This window comes from Pseudoxanthomonas sp. LH2527, from assembly GCF_022539275.1.
In the GTDB taxonomy this organism is placed as follows: Bacteria; Pseudomonadota; Gammaproteobacteria; order Xanthomonadales; family Xanthomonadaceae; genus Pseudoxanthomonas_A.
Map to the genome: position 1 here is coordinate 43,037 of NZ_JAKZBW010000009.1, position 21,253 is coordinate 64,289.

17 protein-coding genes are annotated in these 21,253 nt (G+C 69.8%); 9 read left to right on the top strand and 8 right to left on the bottom strand.

Annotated elements, in window-relative coordinates:
- Positions 1–149 precede the first annotated feature (149 nt).
- The 4 genes from MMG85_RS07115 to MMG85_RS07130 are packed head-to-tail and all read left to right on the top strand — an operon-like array spanning position 150 to position 3,712.
- Entirely contained in the window at positions 150–347 is a 198-nt protein-coding gene (locus MMG85_RS07115) for a zinc-finger domain-containing protein (protein WP_055940979.1), read from the top strand.
- A 36-nt stretch (positions 348–383) separates the two neighbouring features.
- The gene (locus tag MMG85_RS07120) at positions 384–1,523 is read left to right on the top strand and encodes a glycosyltransferase (RefSeq protein WP_241045409.1); all 1,140 of its coding nucleotides are present in this window, start codon (positions 384–386) and stop codon (positions 1,521–1,523) included.
- Complete coding sequence (locus MMG85_RS07125; RefSeq protein WP_241045410.1) at positions 1,495–2,817, top strand: O-antigen ligase; 1,323 nt, start codon at positions 1,495–1,497, stop codon at positions 2,815–2,817. Before MMG85_RS07120 ends, MMG85_RS07125 begins: the two co-directional genes overlap by 29 nt.
- The gene (locus MMG85_RS07130) at positions 2,807–3,712 is read left to right on the top strand and encodes a lipid A biosynthesis lauroyl acyltransferase (protein ID WP_241045411.1); all 906 of its coding nucleotides are present in this window, start codon (positions 2,807–2,809) and stop codon (positions 3,710–3,712) included. The genes MMG85_RS07125 and MMG85_RS07130 overlap by 11 nt, the downstream gene beginning before the upstream one ends.
- Here the strand turns inward: MMG85_RS07130 and lpxL are convergent.
- On the bottom strand, positions 3,703–4,635 hold the full coding sequence (gene lpxL / locus MMG85_RS07135; protein ID WP_241045412.1) for an LpxL/LpxP family Kdo(2)-lipid IV(A) lauroyl/palmitoleoyl acyltransferase: 933 nt from the start codon (positions 4,633–4,635) through the stop codon (positions 3,703–3,705). The genes MMG85_RS07130 and lpxL overlap by 10 nt on opposite strands.
- Before the next feature lie 39 nt (positions 4,636–4,674).
- On the opposite strand from lpxL, the gene waaA reads away from it, so the two are divergent.
- Together waaA and MMG85_RS07145 are read left to right on the top strand one after the other, a co-directional pair.
- Complete coding sequence (gene waaA / locus MMG85_RS07140; RefSeq protein WP_241045413.1) at positions 4,675–5,976, top strand: lipid IV(A) 3-deoxy-D-manno-octulosonic acid transferase; 1,302 nt, start codon at positions 4,675–4,677, stop codon at positions 5,974–5,976.
- The gene (locus tag MMG85_RS07145; RefSeq protein ID WP_241045414.1) at positions 5,973–7,193 is read left to right on the top strand and encodes a CaiB/BaiF CoA-transferase family protein; all 1,221 of its coding nucleotides are present in this window, start codon (positions 5,973–5,975) and stop codon (positions 7,191–7,193) included. Before waaA ends, MMG85_RS07145 begins: the two co-directional genes overlap by 4 nt.
- A gap of 178 nt (positions 7,194–7,371) precedes the next feature.
- Here the strand turns inward: MMG85_RS07145 and MMG85_RS07150 are convergent, their stop codons facing one another.
- The 3 genes from MMG85_RS07150 to MMG85_RS07160 all read right to left on the bottom strand — a co-directional run bounded on the left by MMG85_RS07150 (position 7,372) and on the right by MMG85_RS07160 (position 10,215).
- Positions 7,372–8,718 (bottom strand): TolC family outer membrane protein, encoded by a 1,347-nt coding sequence (locus MMG85_RS07150; RefSeq protein ID WP_055937293.1) that lies wholly within the window; start codon positions 8,716–8,718, stop codon positions 7,372–7,374.
- Positions 8,719–8,739: 21 nt separating this feature from the next.
- The gene (locus MMG85_RS07155; protein WP_241045415.1) at positions 8,740–9,396 is read right to left on the bottom strand and encodes a protein-L-isoaspartate O-methyltransferase; all 657 of its coding nucleotides are present in this window, start codon (positions 9,394–9,396) and stop codon (positions 8,740–8,742) included.
- A gap of 147 nt (positions 9,397–9,543) precedes the next feature.
- Positions 9,544–10,215 carry a TetR/AcrR family transcriptional regulator gene (locus tag MMG85_RS07160; protein ID WP_241045416.1) on the bottom strand — a complete coding sequence of 224 codons (672 nt, stop codon included), beginning with the start codon at positions 10,213–10,215 and terminating at the stop codon, positions 9,544–9,546.
- 78 nt (positions 10,216–10,293) lie between these two features.
- Here MMG85_RS07160 and MMG85_RS07165 point away from each other — a divergent pair, with 78 nt between their 5' ends.
- The 3 genes from MMG85_RS07165 (at position 10,294) to MMG85_RS07175 (ending at position 17,659) form a co-directional block, all read left to right on the top strand.
- A complete protein-coding gene (locus MMG85_RS07165; RefSeq protein ID WP_241045417.1) occupies positions 10,294–11,433 on the top strand; it encodes an efflux RND transporter periplasmic adaptor subunit in 1,140 nt (379 codons plus the stop codon).
- 4 nt (positions 11,434–11,437) lie between these two features.
- Positions 11,438–14,608, top strand: a complete 3,171-nt coding sequence (locus MMG85_RS07170; protein WP_241045418.1) for an efflux RND transporter permease subunit — start codon at positions 11,438–11,440, stop codon at positions 14,606–14,608.
- A gap of 84 nt (positions 14,609–14,692) precedes the next feature.
- Positions 14,693–17,659, top strand: a complete 2,967-nt coding sequence (locus MMG85_RS07175; RefSeq protein WP_241045419.1) for a ligand-binding sensor domain-containing diguanylate cyclase — start codon at positions 14,693–14,695, stop codon at positions 17,657–17,659.
- A gap of 27 nt (positions 17,660–17,686) precedes the next feature.
- On the opposite strand, the gene MMG85_RS07180 is transcribed toward MMG85_RS07175, so the two are convergent.
- The 4 genes from MMG85_RS07180 to leuC all read right to left on the bottom strand — a co-directional run bounded on the left by MMG85_RS07180 (position 17,687) and on the right by leuC (position 21,171).
- A complete protein-coding gene (locus tag MMG85_RS07180) occupies positions 17,687–18,019 on the bottom strand; it encodes a hypothetical protein (protein WP_241045420.1) in 333 nt (110 codons plus the stop codon).
- A gap of 71 nt (positions 18,020–18,090) precedes the next feature.
- Positions 18,091–19,179, bottom strand: coding sequence for a 3-isopropylmalate dehydrogenase (leuB, locus tag MMG85_RS07185; protein WP_055937274.1), 1,089 nt, complete (start codon positions 19,177–19,179; stop codon positions 18,091–18,093).
- Positions 19,169–19,750, bottom strand: a complete 582-nt coding sequence (gene leuD / locus MMG85_RS07190; RefSeq protein WP_241045421.1) for a 3-isopropylmalate dehydratase small subunit — start codon at positions 19,748–19,750, stop codon at positions 19,169–19,171. Before leuD ends, leuB begins: the two co-directional genes overlap by 11 nt.
- The gene (gene leuC, locus MMG85_RS07195; protein ID WP_241045422.1) at positions 19,750–21,171 is read right to left on the bottom strand and encodes a 3-isopropylmalate dehydratase large subunit; all 1,422 of its coding nucleotides are present in this window, start codon (positions 21,169–21,171) and stop codon (positions 19,750–19,752) included. Before leuC ends, leuD begins: the two co-directional genes overlap by 1 nt.
- Positions 21,172–21,253 lie beyond the last annotated feature (82 nt).

The window sequence follows — 21,253 nt, forward strand, 5'->3', positions numbered from 1 at the left end:
GTCCGGCGCGTCGTCGCGCCGGACATCGCCGAAGGACGCGCCGCCCCGTTCACGCCGGGCGGCGTTTTTCGTTGTGCTGGCCGGTTGCGTGGGCGCCCGCGGCGTCGGCTGGTAGACTGGCCGCCTTGTTCCAGACCGACCGCATCGCCATGAGCCAGACCGCCACCGCGCCCGCCAACGCCGAGAAGCGCTACACCGTGTCGCGCGCGGACCTGCCGCTGAGCTGCCCGCTGCCGTCGATGGCGTTGTGGAATTCGCACCCGCGCGTCTACCTGCCCATCGAGGACGCGCCCGACGGCGACGTGCAGTGCCCGTACTGCGGCGCGCACTTCGTCCTGGCCGACTGACCGGCTGATGCGGGCCACGCGCACGGCCCATCGCCCATGCGCCGCCTGACCGTCGTCCAGCTGCTGCCGGCGCTGGAATCCGGCGGCGTCGAACGTTCCACCCTCGAGATCGCCGACGCGCTGGTGCGTGCCGGTCACCGCGCCGTGGTCGTGTCCGCAGGCGGCCGGCTGGAACCGGCGCTGCGCGCGACCGGTGCGGAGCACGTCACCCTCGACGTCGGGCGGAAGTCGCTGCTGACGCTGCGCCACGTCGGCGCATTGCGACGGTTGTTCGCCGAGGTCGGCGCCGACCTCGTGCATGCGCGTTCGCGGCTGCCGGCCTGGCTCGGCCTGTGGGCGCTGCGTGGCCTGCCGGCCGCAGCGCGCCCCCGCTTCGTCACCACCATGCACGGGCTCAATTCGCCGGGTCGCTACAGCGCGGTGATGACGTATGGCGAGCGCGTGATCTGCGTGTCGGACACGGTGCGTGCGTATCTGCTGCGGCACTACCCGCAGACCGATCCTTCCAGGCTGGCGGTGATTCCACGCGGCATCGATCCGGCCCAGTTCCCGCGTGCCGCGCATCCCGATCGCGAGGCGCGTGCGTGGGCGGCGACGCAACATGCTGCGCTGGCCGGCGAAGGCCCCCTGCTGCTGCTGCCGGGACGCGGCACGCGCTTGAAGGGCCATCACGATGCGATCGTGCTGCTGGGCCGCCTGCGCCGGGCGGGCGTCGACGCGCGCCTCTGGATGCCGGGCGCACGCGAAGCCGGACGTGAGCAGTACATTCTCGATCTCGAAGCGGACGCCATGCGGGGCGGGTGTGCGGAGGCGCTGGCCATCACGCCACCCACCGCGGCGATCGCGCGTGCCTACGCCGCCAGCGACCTGGTGCTGCAGCTGTCGCACAAGCCGGAAGCCTTCGGTCGCACGGTGATCGAGGCCTTGTCGGTAGGCCGTCCGGTCGCCGGTTGGGCGAAGGGGGGTGTCGGCGAACTGCTGGCCGAGATGCAGCCGTGCGGCGCGGTAGCACCGTTCGACGAGGACCGTCTGTTCGCTACCGCGAAGGCGATGCTTGCCCATCCGCCGCCGCCATTGGCTACGATGGACGCTTACACCCTGCGCGCGATGCAGGACGCCACGCTCGCCCTCTACCACGATCTCGCCGATGACCGCCGACTCGCCCACGATCCCTGACACGTCCACGCGCCGCGCGCCGCACGGCTGGCGCTGGGCGCCGGCGTGGGTGCTGACGTTCGTCGCCCTGTGGCCGGCGCCGGGCTACGCCGAGGCGGTGATGGTGCTGGGCGCACTGGCGGCGATCGCGCGCCTGCTGCTGGACCGCTTCCGCGACGGCGCCCGCTTGCTGAGCAGTGGCGCCTGGGCGCTGACCAGTGCGCTGTTCGCGGCCTACTGGTTGCCGCAGGCGATCTCGGCGGTGGATGCAGTCGATACGACGCGCGCTTTGCGCGAGGCGGCCGTCGACCTGCGTTACCTGCCGTTCCTGTGGCTGGTGGCGGCATCGGTGGCGAACGCGCCGGCACGACGCACGACCTTCAACGGCCTGGCCATCATCGTGGCGATCTGGACGCTGGACGCGCTGGCGCAGGTGGTCTTCGGCACCAGTCCGCTGTTCTGGGGACTGGACCAGCTCAAGCAGGCGATCAGCGGGCGGCCGATGTGCACGGCGGAACAGATGGCCGGCATCGATCGGCTCAGCGGCTTTCTCGGTCCTTGCAATCGCAAGTTGGGCGTGGTGATGGCCAGCCTGTCGCCGTTCCTGCTGTTCGTGGCTGCGCGACGCATGCAGGTCGCGGGCTGGTTGCTGGCGTCCGCCGCGATCGGCGTGGTGGTGCTGCTGGCCGGTGCACGCGCGGCGTGGATCACCTACGCACTGGTGCTGGTGTTCTCCGGCTGGAAGCTGCTCGGCTGGAAAAGGCTGGCGGGGGTGTTCGCATTCGGCGCCTTGTTGCTGGCGGTGCTGACGGTCGCATCGCCGCAGGTGCGCGAGCGCATGCGGCTCACCACGCATGCGCTGACCGCCAACGAGGCGGGCGTGGACACGGCTTTGTCGGGTCGGGGACAGATCTGGTCCGCGGCCGGTTGCATGATCGTGCGCCATCCGGTCAACGGTGTCGGCGCACGCGGTTTCCGTGAAGCCTTCCCGGCCTGCGATGCCAGTGCCGAGGGGCGGCCCGCCTGGGGCCAGGGACCGGCCTTCCACGCCCACCAGATCATCCTCGAAATCCTCAGCGAAACCGGCGTCATCGGCCTGCTGCTGTGGCTGGCCGGCGCCGCGCTGGCGTGGCGCGCGTGGCGCTATGCCACGCCGCAGGCGAAGGACCGCGCACGACCGGCGATGCTGGCGCTGGCGGTCACGGTATTTCCGCTGAACACGCACCTGGCGTTCTATTCCACGTTCTGGGGCGGGCTCACCCTGATGCTGGCGGCGCTGTACGCGGGCAGCCTGCTGGCGCGCGATGACGAGTGAGCGCGCGTCGGGCGTGCGTTGCGGGTTCGTAGCGCCCGCCCACCTGCTGGCATCGGGCATCGCGCGCCTGCCGCAGGCCTGGGTGCTTGCGCTCGGACGCATCGCCACGGCCGTGCTGTGGCCGCTGCTGGGCAAGCGCCGGCGGCATGCGGCGACCAATCTGGCGCTGTGTTTCCCCGAACTGGACGAACGCGCGCGCGCGCGCCTGTTGCGCGCCACCGTGCGCGCTACCGTGACCGGCGTGTTCGAGCTCCTCCGCGGATGGTACGCGCCTGCACGCGCGCTGCACGGGCTGGCCGACGTGCAGGGACTGGACCATGTGCGCGCCGCGCAGGCACAGGGACGCGGCATCCTGCTGTTCGGCGGCCACATCCCGCATTCGGAACTGTGCGCGCGCCTGCTGGGTGACGCCTTGGGCGAGCGCCTGACCATCGTCGCGCGTCGCAACAACAACCCCTGCATCGAGCGCCTGATGGACGAGGCGCGGCGCCGCGTGTTCGCCGACGTCATCGGCAAGAAGGACGTGCGTGGCCTGCTGCGCGCGCTGTCGCGCGGCGGCATCGTGGCATATTCGGCCGACCAGGACTTCAACTACCAGCATGCCTTCGTGCCGTTTTTCGGCGTGCCGGCCGCCACGCTGACGGCCACGCCGGATCTCGCGCGCCGTGGCAATGCGGTGGTGCTGCCGTTCTGGTTCCATCGCGATGAGGACGGACGCTACCAGCTGCGGGTCGAGCCGACCTGGAGCGGATGGCCGAGCGGCGATCCGGCACACGATGCCGCACGCTACATGGCGGAGCTGGAAGCGGTCGTCCGCCGCCATCCCGAGCAGTACCTGTGGGTGCACCGCCGGTTCAAGACACGGCCGCCCGGCGAACCGGATCTCTATCGGTAGAGTTCGCCGCGCCCGTCGGGCTGGCGCTTGAAGCGCCGGTGGATCCACAGGTATTGCGTGGGCGCGTCACGGACCATCGTCTCGATCGCGGCGATCACCCGCGCGGTGTCGGCAGTGGCATCGGAGGAGGGGAAGTCGTCGAACGCGGGCGATAACCGCAGCGTATAGCCGCCGTCTTCGCGACGCACATGCGAGAACGCCATCACCGCCGCGCCCGAGAGCCGCGCCAGCTGGTGCGTCGAGGTCAGGCTGTAGGCGGGATGGCCGAAGAACGGCACGAACACGCTGTCGCCACGGCGCGTGTCCTGGTCCGGCGCGAACCACAGCAGGCCACCCTGCTTGAGGTGCTTCAAGGCGGGGCGCAGTTCCTCGCGGGTGAACATCGCGCTGGCGTAGCGCAGCCGGCCGCGCTTGACCGCCCACTCCATCGCGCCCTGGTTGTGCGGACGGTACATGCCGGCCAGCGGCGCGTAATCGCACATCAGGCGTGCCGAGATTTCCAGCGTGGTGAAGTGGCCCGACACCACGATCACGCCACGGCCACCGGCACGGGCGGCCGCCAGGTGTTCCAGCCCTTCCACCTGCAGGCCTTTGCGCATGGGATCGACACTGCCCCACCAGGCGCGCGCGAACTCGAACAGGCCGATGCCCAGCTCGCCGAAACTGGCGCGTGCCAGCGCCTCCTGGCGCGACGCATCCAGTTCCGGGAAACACAGCGCGATGTTGCGCCGGGCCACGTGCCGGCGGTCGCGCAGCAGGCGGTACAGTAGCGCGCCCACGCCGCGTCCGAGCGGGCGCTGCAGGCGCCACGGCACGCGGGCGACCAGCCATGCCAGGCCGATGCCCAGCCATGACGGCCACTGCCGCAGGCCCGTGGGCGGACGTTCGCCCGCGTCGGAGGATCGCTTCTCGGAGTCGGCCATGGCCCATTGTAACGGCGGCCCCGGGTATCCTTGTCGCCCATGTCGAACCGCACCGCCGAACGCCTGTTGCGCATCCTCTATTCGGTGGTGCTGTACCTGCTGACGCCGGTCACCGTGTACCACCTGATCTGGCGCGGTTTCCGGTATCCCGAGTATTTCCTGCGCTGGAGCGAGCGCTACGGCAGCTACGACACGCCGTCGCGCCCGGTCGACGTCTGGCTGCATGCGGTGTCGGTGGGTGAGGTCAACGCCGCCGCGCCGGTCGTCGACGCCTTGTTGAAGCGGCATCGCGGGCTGCGCCTGCTGATCACCACGATCACGCCGACGGGATCGCAGCGCGTGCAGGCGCTGTGGGGCGAGCGCGTGCTGCACGTGTATTCGCCTTACGACCTGCCCGGTGCGGTCGCGCGCTTCCTTGCGCAGTTCCCGCCGCGGCTGGCGCTGATCATGGAAACCGAACTGTGGCCCAGCCTGCTGTTCGGCTGCCACGACCGCCGCGTGCCGGTGTACATCCTCAATGCGCGCCTGTCCGCACGCTCGCTGCGCGGCTACAGCGTGCTGCGGCCGCTGATCGCGCGCACGCTGCGCACCGTGCGCAAGGTGGCGGCGCAGTCCGGCGACGATGCCGCGCGCTTCGTGCAACTGGGCGCACTGCGCGGGCAGGTGCGCGATGTCGGCAACCTGAAGTTCGACATTCCCGTGCCGGCCAACGTGGCCGAGGTGGTCGCCGGCTTCCGCCAGCACCTGTCGACGGGGCGTCGTGTCTGGATCGCCGCCAGCACGCACGAGGAGGAGGAAGCGCCGGTGCTGGCCATTCACGCGCGCCTGCGCAAGCGCTGGCCCGACCTGCTGCTGCTGTGGGCGCCACGGCACCCCGAGCGCTTCCCCCGCGTGGCGGAATCGGCGCGTGCGGCGGGCTGGAATGTCGGCACGCGTCGCGGCGACCGCTGGCCGTCCACCGGCAACGATGTGTTCGTGCTCGACACGCTGGGCGAACTGATGGCGTTCTACGCCTGCGCGGACGTGGCCTTCGTTGGCGGCAGCCTGCAAGCCATCGGCGGACACAACCTGCTGGAGCCGGCCGCCGTCGGTACGCCGGCCGTCACCGGTCCGCACCTGCACAACTTCAGCGAGATTTCCCGCCGGCTGCAGGAAGCCGACGCACTGGTGATCGCGGCCGATACCGCCGGCGTGGGCGATGCCATCGAGACCTTGCTTGCCGATGACGCGCGACGGCGCGACGTGGCTGACCGCGGGCGCACGCTGGTCGAACACGGACGCGGCGCACTGGCGCGCACCTTGGCGATGATCGCCCCGCACCTGCCGGCACCGGTGGCATGAGCGTGGCGACGCCGCAGGCGTTGGCGGGTGTGCGCGTACTCGATCTGACCCGCGTGCTCGCCGGACCGTGGTGCACGCAGGTACTGGCCGACCTCGGCGCCGACGTCATCAAGGTGGAGCGCCCCGGCAGCGGCGACGACACGCGCGGCTGGGGACCACCGTTCCTGCGCGATGCCGACGGCGACGACACGGCGGAGTCCGCCTACTACCTGTGCGCGAACCGCAACAAGCGCTCGCTGACCGTCGATATCGCCACCGAGGAAGGGCAGGCCGTCATCCGCCGGCTCGCGCTGAGCAGCGATGTGCTGGTGGAGAACTTCAAGGTCGGCGACATGGCGCGCTACGGGCTGGATGCCGCGACGCTGCGTGCCGCCGATCCGCGGCTGGTGTACTGCTCGATCACCGGCTTCGGCCAGGACGGCCCGTATGCACAGCGTGCCGGCTACGACGTCGCGATCCAGGGCTTCGGCGGCCTGATGAGCGTCACCGGCGCGGCCGACGGCGAGCCGCAGAAGGTGGGCGTGGCCGTCACTGACCTGTTCACCGGCATGTATGCCACCGTCGCCATCCTCGCTGCCCTGCGCCACCGCGATGCAACCGGCGAAGGCCAGGTGATCGACATGGCGCTGCTGGATGCGCAGGTCGCGATGCTCGCCAACCTGGGCAGCCATTACCTGGTCGGCGGCGAGGTGCCGCCGCGGCAGGGCAACGCGCACGCCAATATCGTGCCGTACCAGGTCTTCGCCGTGGCCGATGGGCATATCGTCGTGGCGGTCGGCAATGACCGGCAGTTCGCGCGGCTGTGCGACGTGATCGGGCTTCCGGCGCTGGCCCAGGACGCACGCTACGCGACCAATGCCGCGCGTGTGCGCCATCGCGATGTGTTGGTGCCGCTCCTGCAGGCGGCGTTCCGTCAGCGGCAGCGGCAGGCGTGGCTGCAAGCGCTGGAAGACGCCGGCATTCCCTGCGGACCGGTCAACGACCTCGCCGACGTGTTCGCCGATCCGCAGGTACAGGCGCGGGGCATGGTGGCCGGGTTGCCGCATCCGCTGGCCGACGCGGTGCCGCTGGTGAACAGTCCCATCCGGCTGTCGGCCACCCCCGTCGCGCATCGGCATGCACCACCGCTGCTCGGGCAGCACACCAATGAGGTGCTGCGCGAAGTGGGCTATGACGACGACGGGATTGCCGCGTTGCGCGGAAGCGGCGCGATCTGAAGACTGCGCTGTAGGAGCGACGTCAGTCGCGACCTGGAATGTTTAGTGCAAGCCAAGCATCCGTTCTGATGTGAGCGTGCGGTCGCGACTGACGTCGCTCCTACAGGAGTACCCGCCGCCGTAAACGACAACGGCGGGCCGAAGCCCGCCGTCGTGATCGCGCATTTGGCACGAAGGTTTACTGCGAAAGCGGCTGCGACGACAGTCGCGATTCGGCATCGGCGGTCAGCAGGCGGTTGACGTCCTGCACATCGGCGCCGTCCAGCGTACCGGCGGCCTGTTCCAGCAGCAGGCGGTTCTGCAGGAAGTTGTAACGGGCCTGCGCGTACTCGACCTGCGCCTGGAACAGCGTGCGCTGGTTCTGCAGCACGTCCAGCACGGTGCGGGTACCGACTTCCAGGCCGACCTGCGAGGCGTCCAGAGCGCTCTGCGCGGAGAACACCGCCAGGCGGCGGGCTTCCACTTCGGTCACGCCGGCGACCAGCGCCTGGTAGGCGTTGCTGGTGTTGCGGATCAGCGCGCGGCGGGTCTGTTCCATGCCGTCGGCCGCACGGTCGCGCTGGGCCAGCGCCTGGCGCACGCCGGACTGGGTGGCGCCGCCGGAGAAGATCGGCACGGTCAGGGTCACGCCCCAGTTGTAGCCTTCGCCATCGCGCGACAGCGTGCCGGGCACGCTGTCCCAGTCGGTGCCGTTGGAGTAGCCGCCACGGAAGTTCAGCGTGGGGTAGTGGCCGGCGCGCGCGCTGGACACGCCATGCTGCGCGGACTCCAGCACGTATTCCGCCGACTTCAGGTCCGGGTTCTGCTCAAGGGCACGGTCCACCCACGCCTGCGCGTTCTGTTCCGGCGGCAGTTCCGGGCGGAAGTCATCCGGCAGGCCCTTCAGGCCGCTGATCGGCTGGCCGGTGATCTCGGCGAGGGCGCGGTAGCTGTCGTCCAGTGCGTTGCGCGCCAGGATGGTGTTGGCGCGCGCGCTGTCGTACTGCGCGCGGGCTTCGTGCACGTCGGTGATCGGCGCCAGGCCCACATCGAGGCGCTTCTGGGCGTAGTCGAACTGCTTCTTCGACGCGGCCTCGTTGGTTTCGGCGGCGGCCAGCGACTCGATGCCGATCAGCACGTTGAAGTAGGCGGCCGAGGTGCGCGTGATCAGCGTGTTGTTGGCCGAGGCCAGGTCGTAGTCGGCGGCCTGGCTGATGGCGCGCTGGCCGCGCAGGTTGGCGATGCGGCTCCAGTCGAAGATCGTCTGGCTAACCGACGCGCCGTAGGTGCGGCTTTTGCCGTCACCGGTGGGATCGCCCGGGCGGCTGCTGTGGGTGAGTTCGTAGCCGGCGCTGCCGCTGATCTGCGGCAGCAGCACGGCACGTGCCTGCACCGCGCCTTCCTTGTCGATCAGGCGGGTGGATTCGGCGATGGACAGCTGAGGGTCGCCGGTGCGCGCCAGCTCATAGGTCTGCATCAGGTCGGTGGCGCCAGCCGCGGACGGCAGGGCCAGGGCGAGCGCGAGTACGAGGGGGCGACGGCTCATGCGGGGTTCCTTGTTTAATCTTCAGAAGACGAACTGGGGCGCCGGTGCGGCGCCGACCAGATAGGGGAGGTCGGTTTCGAACAACGATTCGATGCGGGCGCCGTTGACATCGTCGATGTGCAGCACGCCTTCCATCACCGGCGAGGCGCCGCGCACGACGAACAGGCGGCCGCCCGGGCGCAGCCACTGCAGGAAGCGCGCCGGCACGGTGGCGACGGCACCGGTCACGCAGATCACGTCGAAGCGGCGGTCGGTGTCCCATGCCAGCGCATCGACGGTCTCGATGCGCACGTTGCTGCCCAGGCCGGTGGCGTCCAGGCGCGCACGCGCGGCGTCGGCCAGGCCGGGATGGATCTCGAGGCTGACCACCTCGCGCGCCAGGTGCGCCAGGCAGGCGGTCAGGTAGCCGCTGCCGGTGCCGATTTCCAGCACGTCTTCGTTGGCCTGCGGCTTGAGCGCCTGCAGGGTGCGGCCCTCGATCACGGGCTTGGCCATGAATTCGCCATGGCCCAGCGGCAGCGCCAGGTCCGCGTAGGCCAGCGCACGGTGCGCGTCGGCCACGAAGGCCTCGCGCGGCAACGCGGCCAGCGTGTCCAGCACGCGCGCATCCAGCACGTCCCAGGGACGTACCTGCTGCTCGACCATGTTTTCGCGGGCCTGGGAGTAATCGATCGTCATGGGGGTGGTCATCCGACGCGGAGGGCTGGGCCGGGCATTTTAGCGGGCTGGCCCCGTCCGCGCTGGGCAAGGATCGCGGCACGCGCGCCGATGGGCGCAGTGCCGGAAGTCACCGCAACCTCCGTCGCCCGGGGTCGCGCTTCAGTTTCAGCGGCGGCCATAGGCCCTCAGGAACATGTCCACCGTGGCCTCGACATGCTGGCGGGCATCCATCGGCCCGGGCCGGCTGCACAGGCCGCAGGTCATGCGCGCATGCACTTCGCCCTTGATCAGGGTGAAAAACTGCACCGAGGCCGTCGCCACGTCGGGGATGTCCAGCTCGCCCTTGGTCACCAGCGCCTGCAGCATCGCGGCGAAGGCGTCGTGCGTGCGCTGCGGGCCGGCTTGCCAGAAGGTCTGCTTGAGTTTGTCGTCGATGTTGCCCGGGACCATCATCATGCGGTGCGTGCTGATGGCCTCTTCGCTGGTGACCAGCGCGAAGAACGCCTGCGCGATGGCCTTGAGCTGGTCGCGCAGGCTGCCGGTCAGTTCCAGCTCGAACAGCGTGTCCGGCAGCATTTCCTCGCACTTGGCCTTCACCGCGGCGGCGAACAGCGCGTCCTTGTCGCCGAAGTGGCTGTACACCGTCAGCTTGGAAACGCCCGCCTCGGCGGCGATCTGGTCCATGCTGACGCCATTGAACCCCTCGCGCGCGAACAACTGCTTGGCGGCTTCGAGGATGGCGGCGCGCTTGCCCAGGTCCTTGGGCCGGCCGGGTCCGCTGCTGGCGGGCTTGGCGGGGGGCTTGGAGCGGTTGGCGGACGTGCGTGGGCTGGCCATCTCGTAATACTAGACTACTCGGTTCGATATTTATACTATACCGCCAAGTCCAATAATTGAAATCGCAACGGAGCGGTCATGCGCCAGACGCGCTGGAACGGAGTGTTCGGGATCCTGCTGATGGGATTGGCCGCCTGCAGTGCGGAGCAGCCTGCGGAAACGCCACGTCCCGCGCTGGTGGTGCAGCCCGGTGGTGGTGCCGAGGCGGCGCTGTCGGCGTATGCCGGTGAAGTGCGGGCCCGCGAGGAGAGTCCGCTGGCGTTCCGCGTCGGCGGCAATCTGGTCCGGCGCAATGTCGATGCCGGTGCGCGCGTGCAGAAGGGCGAAGTGCTGGCGCTGCTGGATGCCGGCGACTTCGCGCTGCAGGCGCAGGCCGCACAGGCGCAACTGGCGTCCGCCGAGGCCGACCTGGTCCGCGCGCGCGGCGACCGCGACCGCTACGCCCAACTGGTCGGCGACCAGCTGATCAGCCAGTCCGCGTACGACGCGCAGGTGGCCGCGTACAAGGCGGCCGAAGGCCAGGCGCGGGCGGCACGCGCGCAGATGGACGTGATGCGCAACCAGGAAGGCTATTCGCAGCTGCGCGCGCCGCGCGATGGCGTGATCGCCAGCCGCCAGGCCGAAGCCGGGCAGGTGGTCGCCGCCGGGCAGACCGTCTTCACCCTGGCGGCCGACGGGGGCCGCGAGGTCGCCATCGGCCTGCCGGAAAACCGCATCCGTCAGTTCCGCGTGGGCCAGCCGGTGATGGTCGAGTTGTGGAATGCGCCGGGCCAGCGCCTGCCCGGTGCGATCCGCGAGATCGCGCCGGCGGCGGATGCGCAGACCCGCACCTATGCGGCGCGCGTCAGTCTGGTGGGCGATGCACAGCAGCAGGTCGAACTGGGCCAGAGCGCGCGCGTCTACGTGCAGGAGAACGGCACCCAGGCGGCATTGAAGCTGCCGCTGTCGGCCATCCAGCGCGGCGACGACGGCAAGACCACGGTCTGGGTCGTCGATCCGGCGAACGGCAAGGTGCGCGCGCAGGCGGTGCAGCTCGGTGCCTACGGCGATGCCTCGGTGCCGGTGCTGGGCGGCGTGAAGGCGGGCGACTGGGTGGTCGCCGCCGGTGGCCACCTGTTGCGCGAAGGCCAGGTCGTCGCGCCGGTGGATCGCAGCAACCGGCCGCTGAAGCTCGCGGCGGGCGGCGGCACGGCCGCCATCGCCACGCGCCAGGAGTAAGGCCATGCGCCGCTTCAATCTTTCCGAGTGGGCGCTGACCAACCGCAGCCTGGTGCTGTTCGCGATGATCCTGCTGGGCCTGGTCGGTGCGTGGTCGTACCAGCACCTGGGCCAGTCCGAGGATCCGCCGTTCACCTTCAAGGCGATGGTGGTGCGCACGGTGTGGCCGGGCGCGACCGCCGAGGAAGTCTCCCAGCAGGTCACCGAGCGCGTCGAGAAGGCGCTGATGACCACCGGCAACTACGAATACATCCGCTCGTACTCGCGGCCGGGCGAGTCGCAGGTGATCTTCGCCGCGCGCGACAGCCTGAAGTCGCGCGACATGCCCGAGCTCTGGTACCAGGTGCGCAAGAAGGTCGGCGACATCCGCGCGACGTTGCCGGCGGGCGTGGTGGGTCCGTTCTTCAACGACGAGTTCGGCGACACCTTCGGCAACATCTATGCGCTGACCGGCGAAGGATTCGACTACGCGGTGATGAAGGACTACGCCGACCGCATCCAGCTGGAACTGCAGCGGGTGGACGACGTCGGCAAGGTGGAACTGGTCGGGCTGCAGGACGAGAAGATCTGGATCGAGCTGTCCAACACCAAGCTGGCCACGCTGGGCATTCCGCTCAACGCCGTGCAGCAGGCGCTGGAGGAACAGAATGCGGTGACGCCGGCCGGCTTCTTCGAGACGCCGACCGACCGCGTGCAGTTGCGGCTCAGCGGCGAGTTCACCTCGGTCGACGAGATCCGCGAGTTCCCGATCCGGGCCGGCGGCCGCACGGTCAAGCTGGGCGACATCGCCGAGATCACCCGGGGCTTCGCCGACCCGGCCGCGCCGCGCATGCGCTTCATGGGCCAGCCCGGCATCGGCATTGCGGTGGCCATGAAGGACGGCGGCGACATCCTCAAGCTCGGCGAGACGCTGGAGACCGAGTTCCAGCGCCTGCAGAAGACGCTGCCGCTGGGCATGGAACTGCGCAAGGTGTCCGACCAGCCGGCGGCGGTGGAGGCGTCGGTGGGCGAGTTCGTCCGCGTGCTCGCCGAGGCGGTGATCATCGTGTTGCTGGTCAGCTTCTTCTCGCTGGGCATGCGTACCGGCCTGGTGGTGGCGGTATCGATCCCGCTGGTGCTGGCGATGACGTTCGCGGTGATGCACTACTTCGGCATCGGCCTGCACAAGATTTCGCTGGGCGCGCTGGTGCTGGCGCTGGGGCTGCTGGTGGACGACGCGATCATCGCGGTGGAGATGATGGCCATCAAGATGGAGCAGGGCTTCGACCGGTTGAAGGCGGCCAGCTTCGCCTACGAATCCACGGCGTTCCCCATGCTCACCGGCACACTGGTAACGGCGGCCGGCTTCCTGCCGATCGCGACCGCCGCCTCCAGCACCGGCGAATACACGCGCTCGCTGTTCCAGGTGGTGACCATCGCGCTGGTGGTGTCGTGGGTGGCGGCGGTGCTGTTCATCCCGTACCTCGGCGACAAGATGCTGCCCGACCTGGGCAACCCGCAGCCGCCGAAGCCCGGCTCGCTGGCCGCGCGCTGGCAGGCATTCCGCGCCGGCCTGGCCGATCGCTGGCCGCAGTACGCCGGCATGCTGGCGCCGAAGCCGCACGACGCGCACGACCACAACCCGTACCACACGCCGTTCTACCAGCGCTTCCGCGGCTGGCTGGCGTTCTGCCTGCGTCGCCGCTGGCTGGTGATCGGCGTGACCGCGGCCGCCTTCGTCGCCTCGATCGCGCTGTTCCGGTTCGTGCCGCAGCAGTTCTTCCCGGACTCCGTGCGTCCCGAGCTGATGGTGGACCTGGAACTGGCCGAAGGCAGTTCGCTGAAGTCCACCGATGCGCAGGCGCGCAAGCTGGAGGCGCTGCTGGCCAAGCGCGACGGCATCCTCAACTACGTGGCCTACATCGGCACCGGCTCGCCGCGCTTCTACCTGCCGCTGGACCAGCAGCTGCCACAGGCGCACTTCTCGCAGTTCGTGGTGCTGACGCAGGACACCCAGGCGCGTGAATCCACCCGGCGCTGGCTGATCGACGAGGTGGCGCCGCAGTTCCCCGAGCTGCAGTTCCGCGTCACCCGCCTGGAGAACGGTCCGCCGGTCGGCTATCCGATCCAGTTCCGCGTGTCCGGCGAGCACATCGACCGTGTGCAGGCGATCGCGCGGCAGATGGCGGAGAAGGTGCGCGCCAATCCGCACGTCACCAATGTCAACCTGGACTGGAGCGAGCCGAGCAAGATCGTGCGGCTGCAGATCGACCAGGATCGCGCGCGCGCGCTCGGGGTCAGCACGGCGCAGGTGTCGCACTTCCTGTCGGGGTCGCTGTCGGGGCTGAGCGTCAGCACCTACCGCGAAGGTAACGAACTGGTGGAGATCCTGCTGCGCGGGCCGGAAGAGGAACGCACGCGGCTGGACCTGCTGGGCAGCCTGGCGGTGCCGACCAGCAACGGCGGCAGCGTGCCGCTGTCGCAGATCGCCAACCTCGAGTACGACTTCGAGGACGGCATCATCTGGCATCGCGATCGCCTGCCCACCGTCACCGTGCGCGCCGACCTCAACAGCGACGAGGTGACGGCACCGACCGTGGTGGCGCAGATTTCGCCCACGCTGGACGACATCCGTTCGACGCTGCCGCAGGGCTACCTGCTGGAAACCGGCGGCACGGTCGAGGACTCGGCGCGCGGACAGAAGTCGATCGCCGCCGGCATGCCGCTGTTCCTGCTCGCGGTGACCACGCTGCTGATGCTGCAGCTGCGCAGCTTCTCGCGGATGGCGCTGGTGCTGCTGACCGCACCGCTGGGGCTGATCGGCGTGACCCTGGCGCTGCTGGTGTTCCGGGTGCCGTTCGGCTTCGTCGCCATGCTCGGCACCATCGCGCTGGCCGGCATGATCATGCGCAACTCGGTGATCCTGGTGGACCAGATCGACCAGGACATCCAGGCCGGCCACGACCGCTGGCACGCGATCATCGACGCCACCGTGCGCCGCTTCAGGCCGATCGTGCTGACCGCGCTGGCGGCGGTGCTGGCGATGATCCCGCTGTCGCGCAGCGCCTTCTTCGGCCCGATGGCGGTCGCCATCATGGGCGGCCTGACGGTGGCCACGGTGCTGACCCTGTTCTTCCTGCCGGCGCTTTATGCGGCGTGGTTCAAGGTTCGGCCGGAAGAATCCGCCGCGCACTGACGCATCCGCTGGCGGGGGGTTCAAGAACCCCCCCGCCACAGCCGATACTGGAAAGGTCGAAGCCCCCCGGACCCCGTGCCCGCCGTGCGCTGCCTGTTCCTCACCGGCCTGAGTCTGCTGGTCCTGCTCGTCGGCGCGCCCGCGTGGGCGCTCGACCCTGCGCGCAAGGTCGACGAGTACACGATCTCGCGCTGGACCATGGAGGACGGGCTGCCGCACAACCTGGTGCATGCCATCCAGCAGGATGCCGACGGTTACCTGTGGACCGGCACGTGGGAAGGCGCCGCTCGCTTCGACGGCCGCCGCTTCACCGCGTACGACGCCGGCACCGTGGAAGGGCTGGAGATCGAAGGGGTGCGTGCCATCGCCCCGCATCCGCAGGGCGGGATGGTGCTGAGCCTGGGCCGGGTGGGCCCGGGCGTGGTGCGCTTCCACCAGGGACGCTGGCAGCGCCTGCCGGGCCGGGCGGGCACGCTGCCCGACGTCTCGGTGCTGCGGTACGGGCCCGACGGCGTGTTGTGGATCGGTACCGACCATGCGCTGTTCCGGCGTGAGCCCTCCGGCCGGCTGCAGGAAATCGAAAGTACCCATGCGCGCCTGGCCAACGAGCGCGTGCTGGCGATCCTGCCGCTGCCGGACGGGCGGGCGCTGGTGGGCAACCGGCATGGCCTGTTCCGGATCGACCGCGGGCGGGCCACCGAGTGGGGGCGCGAGGTGGGGCTGCCGGAGACGTCGGTGCTGGCGGTCCAGCCATCGCGCTGGGGGGGCCTGCTGGTGGGCGGCAGCGCCGGCGTATGGCGGCTGGAACATGGCCGCGCGCAGCAGATCACCGGCGACCGCGTCGAGGCCATGCTGGAAGACCGCAACGGCAATCTCTGGGTCTCCACGCTCGACGGCCTGCGCCGTTACACCCACGGACGCTACGAGACGCTGGGCGAACGCGACGGCCTGATGGGCCGCCTGGCGCCGGCCTTGTTCGAGGACCGCGACGGTCTGCTGTGGGTCGGCACCACCAATGGCCTGTACCGCATCTCCGACGGGCCGGTGTTCGGCCTGGGCCGCAGCAACGGCCTGCGCGACATCTATGTGCGCGCGATCATCGAGCGTCCGGGGCAGGGCGTGTGGATCGGCCATCCGATGGGCGTGGACGCCTGGCAGGCCGGCCAGAGCCGTGCGGTGTCGCTGGCGTTCGACGGCAAGTCCGACCCCTCCGTCCTGTCGCTGGCCAACGCGCGCGACGGCGGCCTGTGGATAGGCACCTACGACCAGGGCGTCATCCACCTGCCTGCGGCGGCCGCGGACGCACAGGCGAAACCCTGGCGCCTGGACGAGTCCGGCGGCCTGCCCTCCAACCACGTGCGCGCACTGCTGGAACGCGCCGACGGTTCGCTGTGGATCGGCAGCAACGAGGGCGTGACCGTCTATCGCGACGGCCGCATCGTCCGCCACTACGACGCCGACGACGGCCTGCCGGAGGGCAACGTCTACGTGCTGTACGAAACCGCGCAGGGCGTGCTGTGGATCGGCACCAGCAACGGCATGGCGATGATGCGGCGCGACGGCACGGTGCGCCGGTGGACGCCGATGTCCGACTTTCCCGCCGTGGCGGTGTTCGACTTCCTGGCCGACGCGGACGGCAGCCTGTGGATCGCCTCCGACCGTGGCCTGCTGCATTGGCGCGGCGGCACGTTCGTGCAGTTCGACCATCGCCAGGGCCTGCCGAACAACCGCCTGTTCCGCTTGCTGGAAGACGACAACGGCGACTTCTGGGTGTCGAGCAACCGCGGGGTGTTCCGCATCTCGCGGCCGGCCCTGACGGCGGTGGAGAATCGCCACCTGAAGCGACTGCCGGTGGAGGCCTTCACCCACGCCGACGGACTGCCCAGCAGCCAGGCCAATGGCGCCTCCGCGCCGGCGGGCTGGCCGATGCGCGACGGCAAGCTGTGGTTCGCCACCGCGAACGGGGTGGGCGTGATCGACCCCGACGATGCGCGACTGCAGCGCACGCAGGGCGTGACGCTGGTGATCGAATCGGTGGAGGCCGACGGTCGCGTATTGCCGTTGCAGGCGCGCTACGCGCTGGCAGCGGACCTGCGCCGCGTCGTCATCCGCTTCACCGGCCTCAACCAGCGGGCACCGGAGCGCCTGCGCTATCGCTACCGGATGGTCGGCTTCGATCGCGACTGGGTCGAGACCGACAACGGCATCGCGCACGATGCGGTGTACACCAACCTGCCGTCCGGGAAACTCCGCTTCGAAGTGCAGGTGATGAACGCGCCTGCGGACTGGAGCAAGACCGAAGGCCGGGTGACGCGGTCGGTGGAACTGGACAAGGCCGCGCCCTGGTGGCTGCGGGCGTGGGCGATGATCGCCTACCTCGTGCTGCTGGGCCTGCTGGGCTGGGGCGTGCTGCTGCTGGCGATGCGCCGCCACCGCCATCGCCAGCACCGGCTGCAGGCGCTGGTCGACGCCCGCACGTCGGAGCTGAGCGACAAGAACGCGCAGCTCGAACAGGCGGGCGAGGCGAATGCGCAGCTGCTGGAGCAACTGGCCTACCAGGCGCGCCACGATCCGCTGACGCGACTGGCCAACCGCCGTGCCGGCGACGCGTTCCTGGCCGAGGCGCTGGACACCAGCCGGCGCGAAGGGCGCCCGCTCTGCGTCGCGTTGCTGGACATCGACCACTTCAAGGCGATCAACGACCGCTACGGGCACGCCTTCGGCGACGACGTGCTGTCGCAGGTCGCGGCGCTGGCGGAACAGGGGATCGGCCACCACGAAGGCGTGCTGATCGCGCGCTGGGGCGGCGAGGAATTCCTGGTCTGCCAGCAGTTGCCGTGGTCGATCGCACGCGCGCGCCTGGAGGTGCTGCGCGAAGGCATCGCCCAGGCCAGCATCGATGCGCCCGACGGCGGCCGTCTGCGCTGCACTGTCAGCATCGGCGTGGCGGAACTCGAAGCCGGCCAGGATCTGCGCGACCTGCTGCGTGTCGCCGACGAGCGCCTGTACCGCGCCAAGCAGCAGGGACGCAATCGCCTGGTGGCGGGTTGATCGGTGGGGCGTCCCGGATAGCGGATGTCAGCGGCCGATGAAGCGCAGCCCGCCCGCTTCGCCTTCGCCGACGGTTTCCGGATCGGTCACCAGCGCGTTCTCGAAACCGCCGCCACTGCCGTTGTAGAGCAGGTAGACCGGCTTCTCGTTGCGCAGCAGGTCGATCGCGTTCTGGAAATCGTCCAGGTGGTAGTTCAACTGCGGCTGCGTGCCATTGAGGCCGTCGGCGGGCAAGGTCGCGCCGTTGGCATGGAACACCAGCTGGCCGATGTAGGCGCCACCGGCCATCAGGCCGATGCGGCGGCGGAACGTGTTGGCGGAATAGATGACATGGTACTTCTCGATCTGCGTGGTGGGCATCGTGCCTGTCCTGTGCGTGCATCCCCTGCGTATCCGTCAACGCAGGGGATGCCGCGATCAGGTCACCCGCGTCAGTCGCGCAGTTCCGCCACGTAGCACTGCGCCTGCATCTGTTCCAGCACGGCCTGCGTCGCCACCTGTGTGGACACACCGCGGCCGCCGGTGGCCAGGTCGTTGGTAAAGACCTGCGCATTGAGCGCGCCGTCGACCGCACGCTCAATGCAGTCCGCTTCCTCGTGCAGGCCCAGCGAATGGCGCAGCAGCAGCGCGCAGCTGAGGATGGTGGCGTAGGGATTGGCGATGCCCTTGCCGGCGATGTCGGGCGCCGAGCCATGGATCGGTTCGTACAGGCCGACCTTGCCGTCGCCCAGCGAAGCCGAGGGCAGCAGGCCGAGCGAGCCGGCCAGCATCGAGGCCTCGTCGGTCAGGATGTCGCCGAACATGTTCTCGGTGACGATCACGTCGTACTCGCGCGGCTTGGCCAGCAGGTGCATCGCCATCGAGTCGACCAGCTGGTGCTCCAGCTTCACGTCCGGAAACTCCTCCTGGCCGATCCGCGTGGCGACGTCGCGCCACAGGCGTGACGTTTCCAGCACGTTCGCCTTGTCCACCGATACCAGGTAACCGCGGCGCTGCCGGGCCAGCCTGAAGGCACTGCGCACCACGCGCTCGATCTCGGTGACCGAGTAGCTGCACAGGTCGCTGGCGCCGCGCGCGTCGCGCGTCTTCTCGCCGAAGTAGATGCCGCCGGTCAGTTCGCGCACCACCACGATGTCCACGCCGGTCAGCAGGTGCGGCTTGATCGGCGAGGCGTTCAGTGCGGCCGGATGCGGACGCACCGGGCGCAGGTTGGCGAACAGCCCCAGCCCCTTGCGCAGTGCCAGCAGGCCCTGCTCGGGACGGACTTTCGCATTGGGGTCCGACCACTTCGGCCCGCCGACGGCACCCAGCAGCACCGCGTTCGCCTGCTGGCAGCCGTGCAGCGTCGCCTGCGGCAGTGGCTCGCCGTGTCTGTCGATGGCGATGCCGCCGATGTCGTACTCGTGGAAGTCGAAGGTGTGGCCGTGGCGGCGCGCCAGCGCGCGCAGCACGGTGACGGCGGCGGCGGTGACTTCCGGGCCGATCCCGTCACCGGGCAGGAGGGCGATGTCAGCGTGCATGGCGGGTGGCCTCGTAGTGTTCGATGTCGGGGTGACGGGCCAGCAGGTAGCCCAGTTCGTCGACGCCCTGCAGCAGGCAGGTCTGCGCAAAGGCGTCGAGCGGGAAGGAGAACGTGTCGCCGCCGGGCGTGCGCAGCGCCTTCGCGGCGATGTCGACGACCAGTTCGTCGTCCGGCCGCTGCATCAGCGCCTGCACGGTGGCTTCCGGCAACACCACCGGCACCAGCCCGTTCTTCAGGCTGTTGTTGCGGAAGATGTCCGCGATCTCGCTACTGACGATGGCGCGCAGGCCCAGGTCGGTCAGCGCCCACGGCGCGTGCTCGCGCGAGGAACCGCAGCCGAAGTTGCGGCCGGCCAGCAGGATCTGCCGGCCCGCGTTCTGCGGCTGGTTGAAGGCGAATGCCGGGTTCGGCGACCCATCGGCCTGCCAGCGCCAGTCGTTGAAGGCGTGCTTGCCCAGGCCGGCGCGTTCGGTCGTCGACAGGAAGCGCGCCGGGATGATCTGGTCGGTGTCGATGTTGGTCTGCGCCAGCACCACGCTCTTCGAGCGTACTTCGTTGAACCCGGCCATCACGCGACCTCCTGCTGCGTGGCGAAGAGATCGCGCGGATCGCTGACGCGCCCGTTGACCGCCGCCCACGCCGCGGTCAACGGCGAAGCGAGCAGCGTGCGCGCGCCCGGCCCCTGGCGACCCTCGAAATTGCGGTTGCTGGTGCTGACGGCCAACTGGCCGGGCGCCACCAGGTCGCCGTTCATCGCGATGCACATCGAGCAGCCCGGCTCGCGCCATTCGGCGCCTGCCTCGCGCACGATCCGGTCGATGCCTTCGGCCTCCGCCTCGCGCTTGACGATCTCCGAACCGGGCACCACCAGCATGCGCACGCCGGCGGCGACCTGGCGGCCACGCAGCACCTGCGCCACTTCGCGCATGTCGCGCAAACGACCGTTGGTGCACGAGCCGACGAACACCACGTCCACCGGCGTGCCTTCCAGGCTCTGGCCGGCGCTCAGGTGCATGTAATCCAGGCCTTTCTGCGCCGCGGCATCGGCGGGCGAGGGAATCAGGGCATCCACCGCGATCGCGGTACCGGGATGCGTGCCCCAGGTCAGCGTCGGGCGGATGTCGGCGGCGTCGATGCGCACCTCGGCATCGAACGTGGCGCCGTCGTCGCTGCGCAGCGTGGTCCAGTAGGCGACGGCGGTATCGAACGCCTCGCCCTTCGGCCCGCGCGGCGTCTTCGCCACCCAGTCGAACGTGGTCCGGTCCGGCGCCACCATGCCGGCACGTGCGCCGGCCTCGATCGACATGTTGCACAGGGTCATGCGCTGCTCCATGTCCAGCGCCTCGATGGCGCTGCCACGGAACTCGATGACATGGCCGGTGCCGCCATTGACGCCGATCACCCCGATCACATGCAGCACGATGTCCTTGGCGCCCACGCCCGGCGCCAGCGCGCCGTCGACGGTGATGGCCATGGTCTTCGGCTTGCGCTGCAGCAGGCATTGCGTGGCCAGCACGTGGCCGACTTCGCTGGTGCCGATGCCGAACGCCAGCGCGCCGAACGCGCCGTGCGTGCTGGTGTGGCTGTCGCCGCAGACGATGGTCATGCCCGGCAGGGTGAAGCCCTGTTCCGGTGCGATGACGTGGACGATGCCGCGGTTCGGCGAGGCCATGTCGAACAGCTCGATGCCGTGCTCGGCGCAGTTGCGCGCCAGCGTGTCCACCTGCGCTTCGGCGGCCTGCGTGTAGTACGGCAACCTGCCGTCCGGCCCGGCCGGCAGGGTCGGCGTGGAATGGTCCATCGTCGCCTTGGTGCGGTCCGGACGGCGCGGCGACAGGCCACGCGACGCCAGCTCGGTGAACGCCTGCGGCGAGGTGACCTCGTGGATCAGGTGCAGGTCGATGTACAGCACGGCGGGCGCCGCATCGGTCTCGGGGACGACGACGTGGGCGTCCCACAGCTTGTCGAACAGGGTGCGTGGTGCGGTCATGCGGGGGTTCCGGTGCTCATGGTGATGTATCGATCAATGCGACGCCTCACTCTCTCGTCGTCATCCCGGCGAAAGCCGGGAT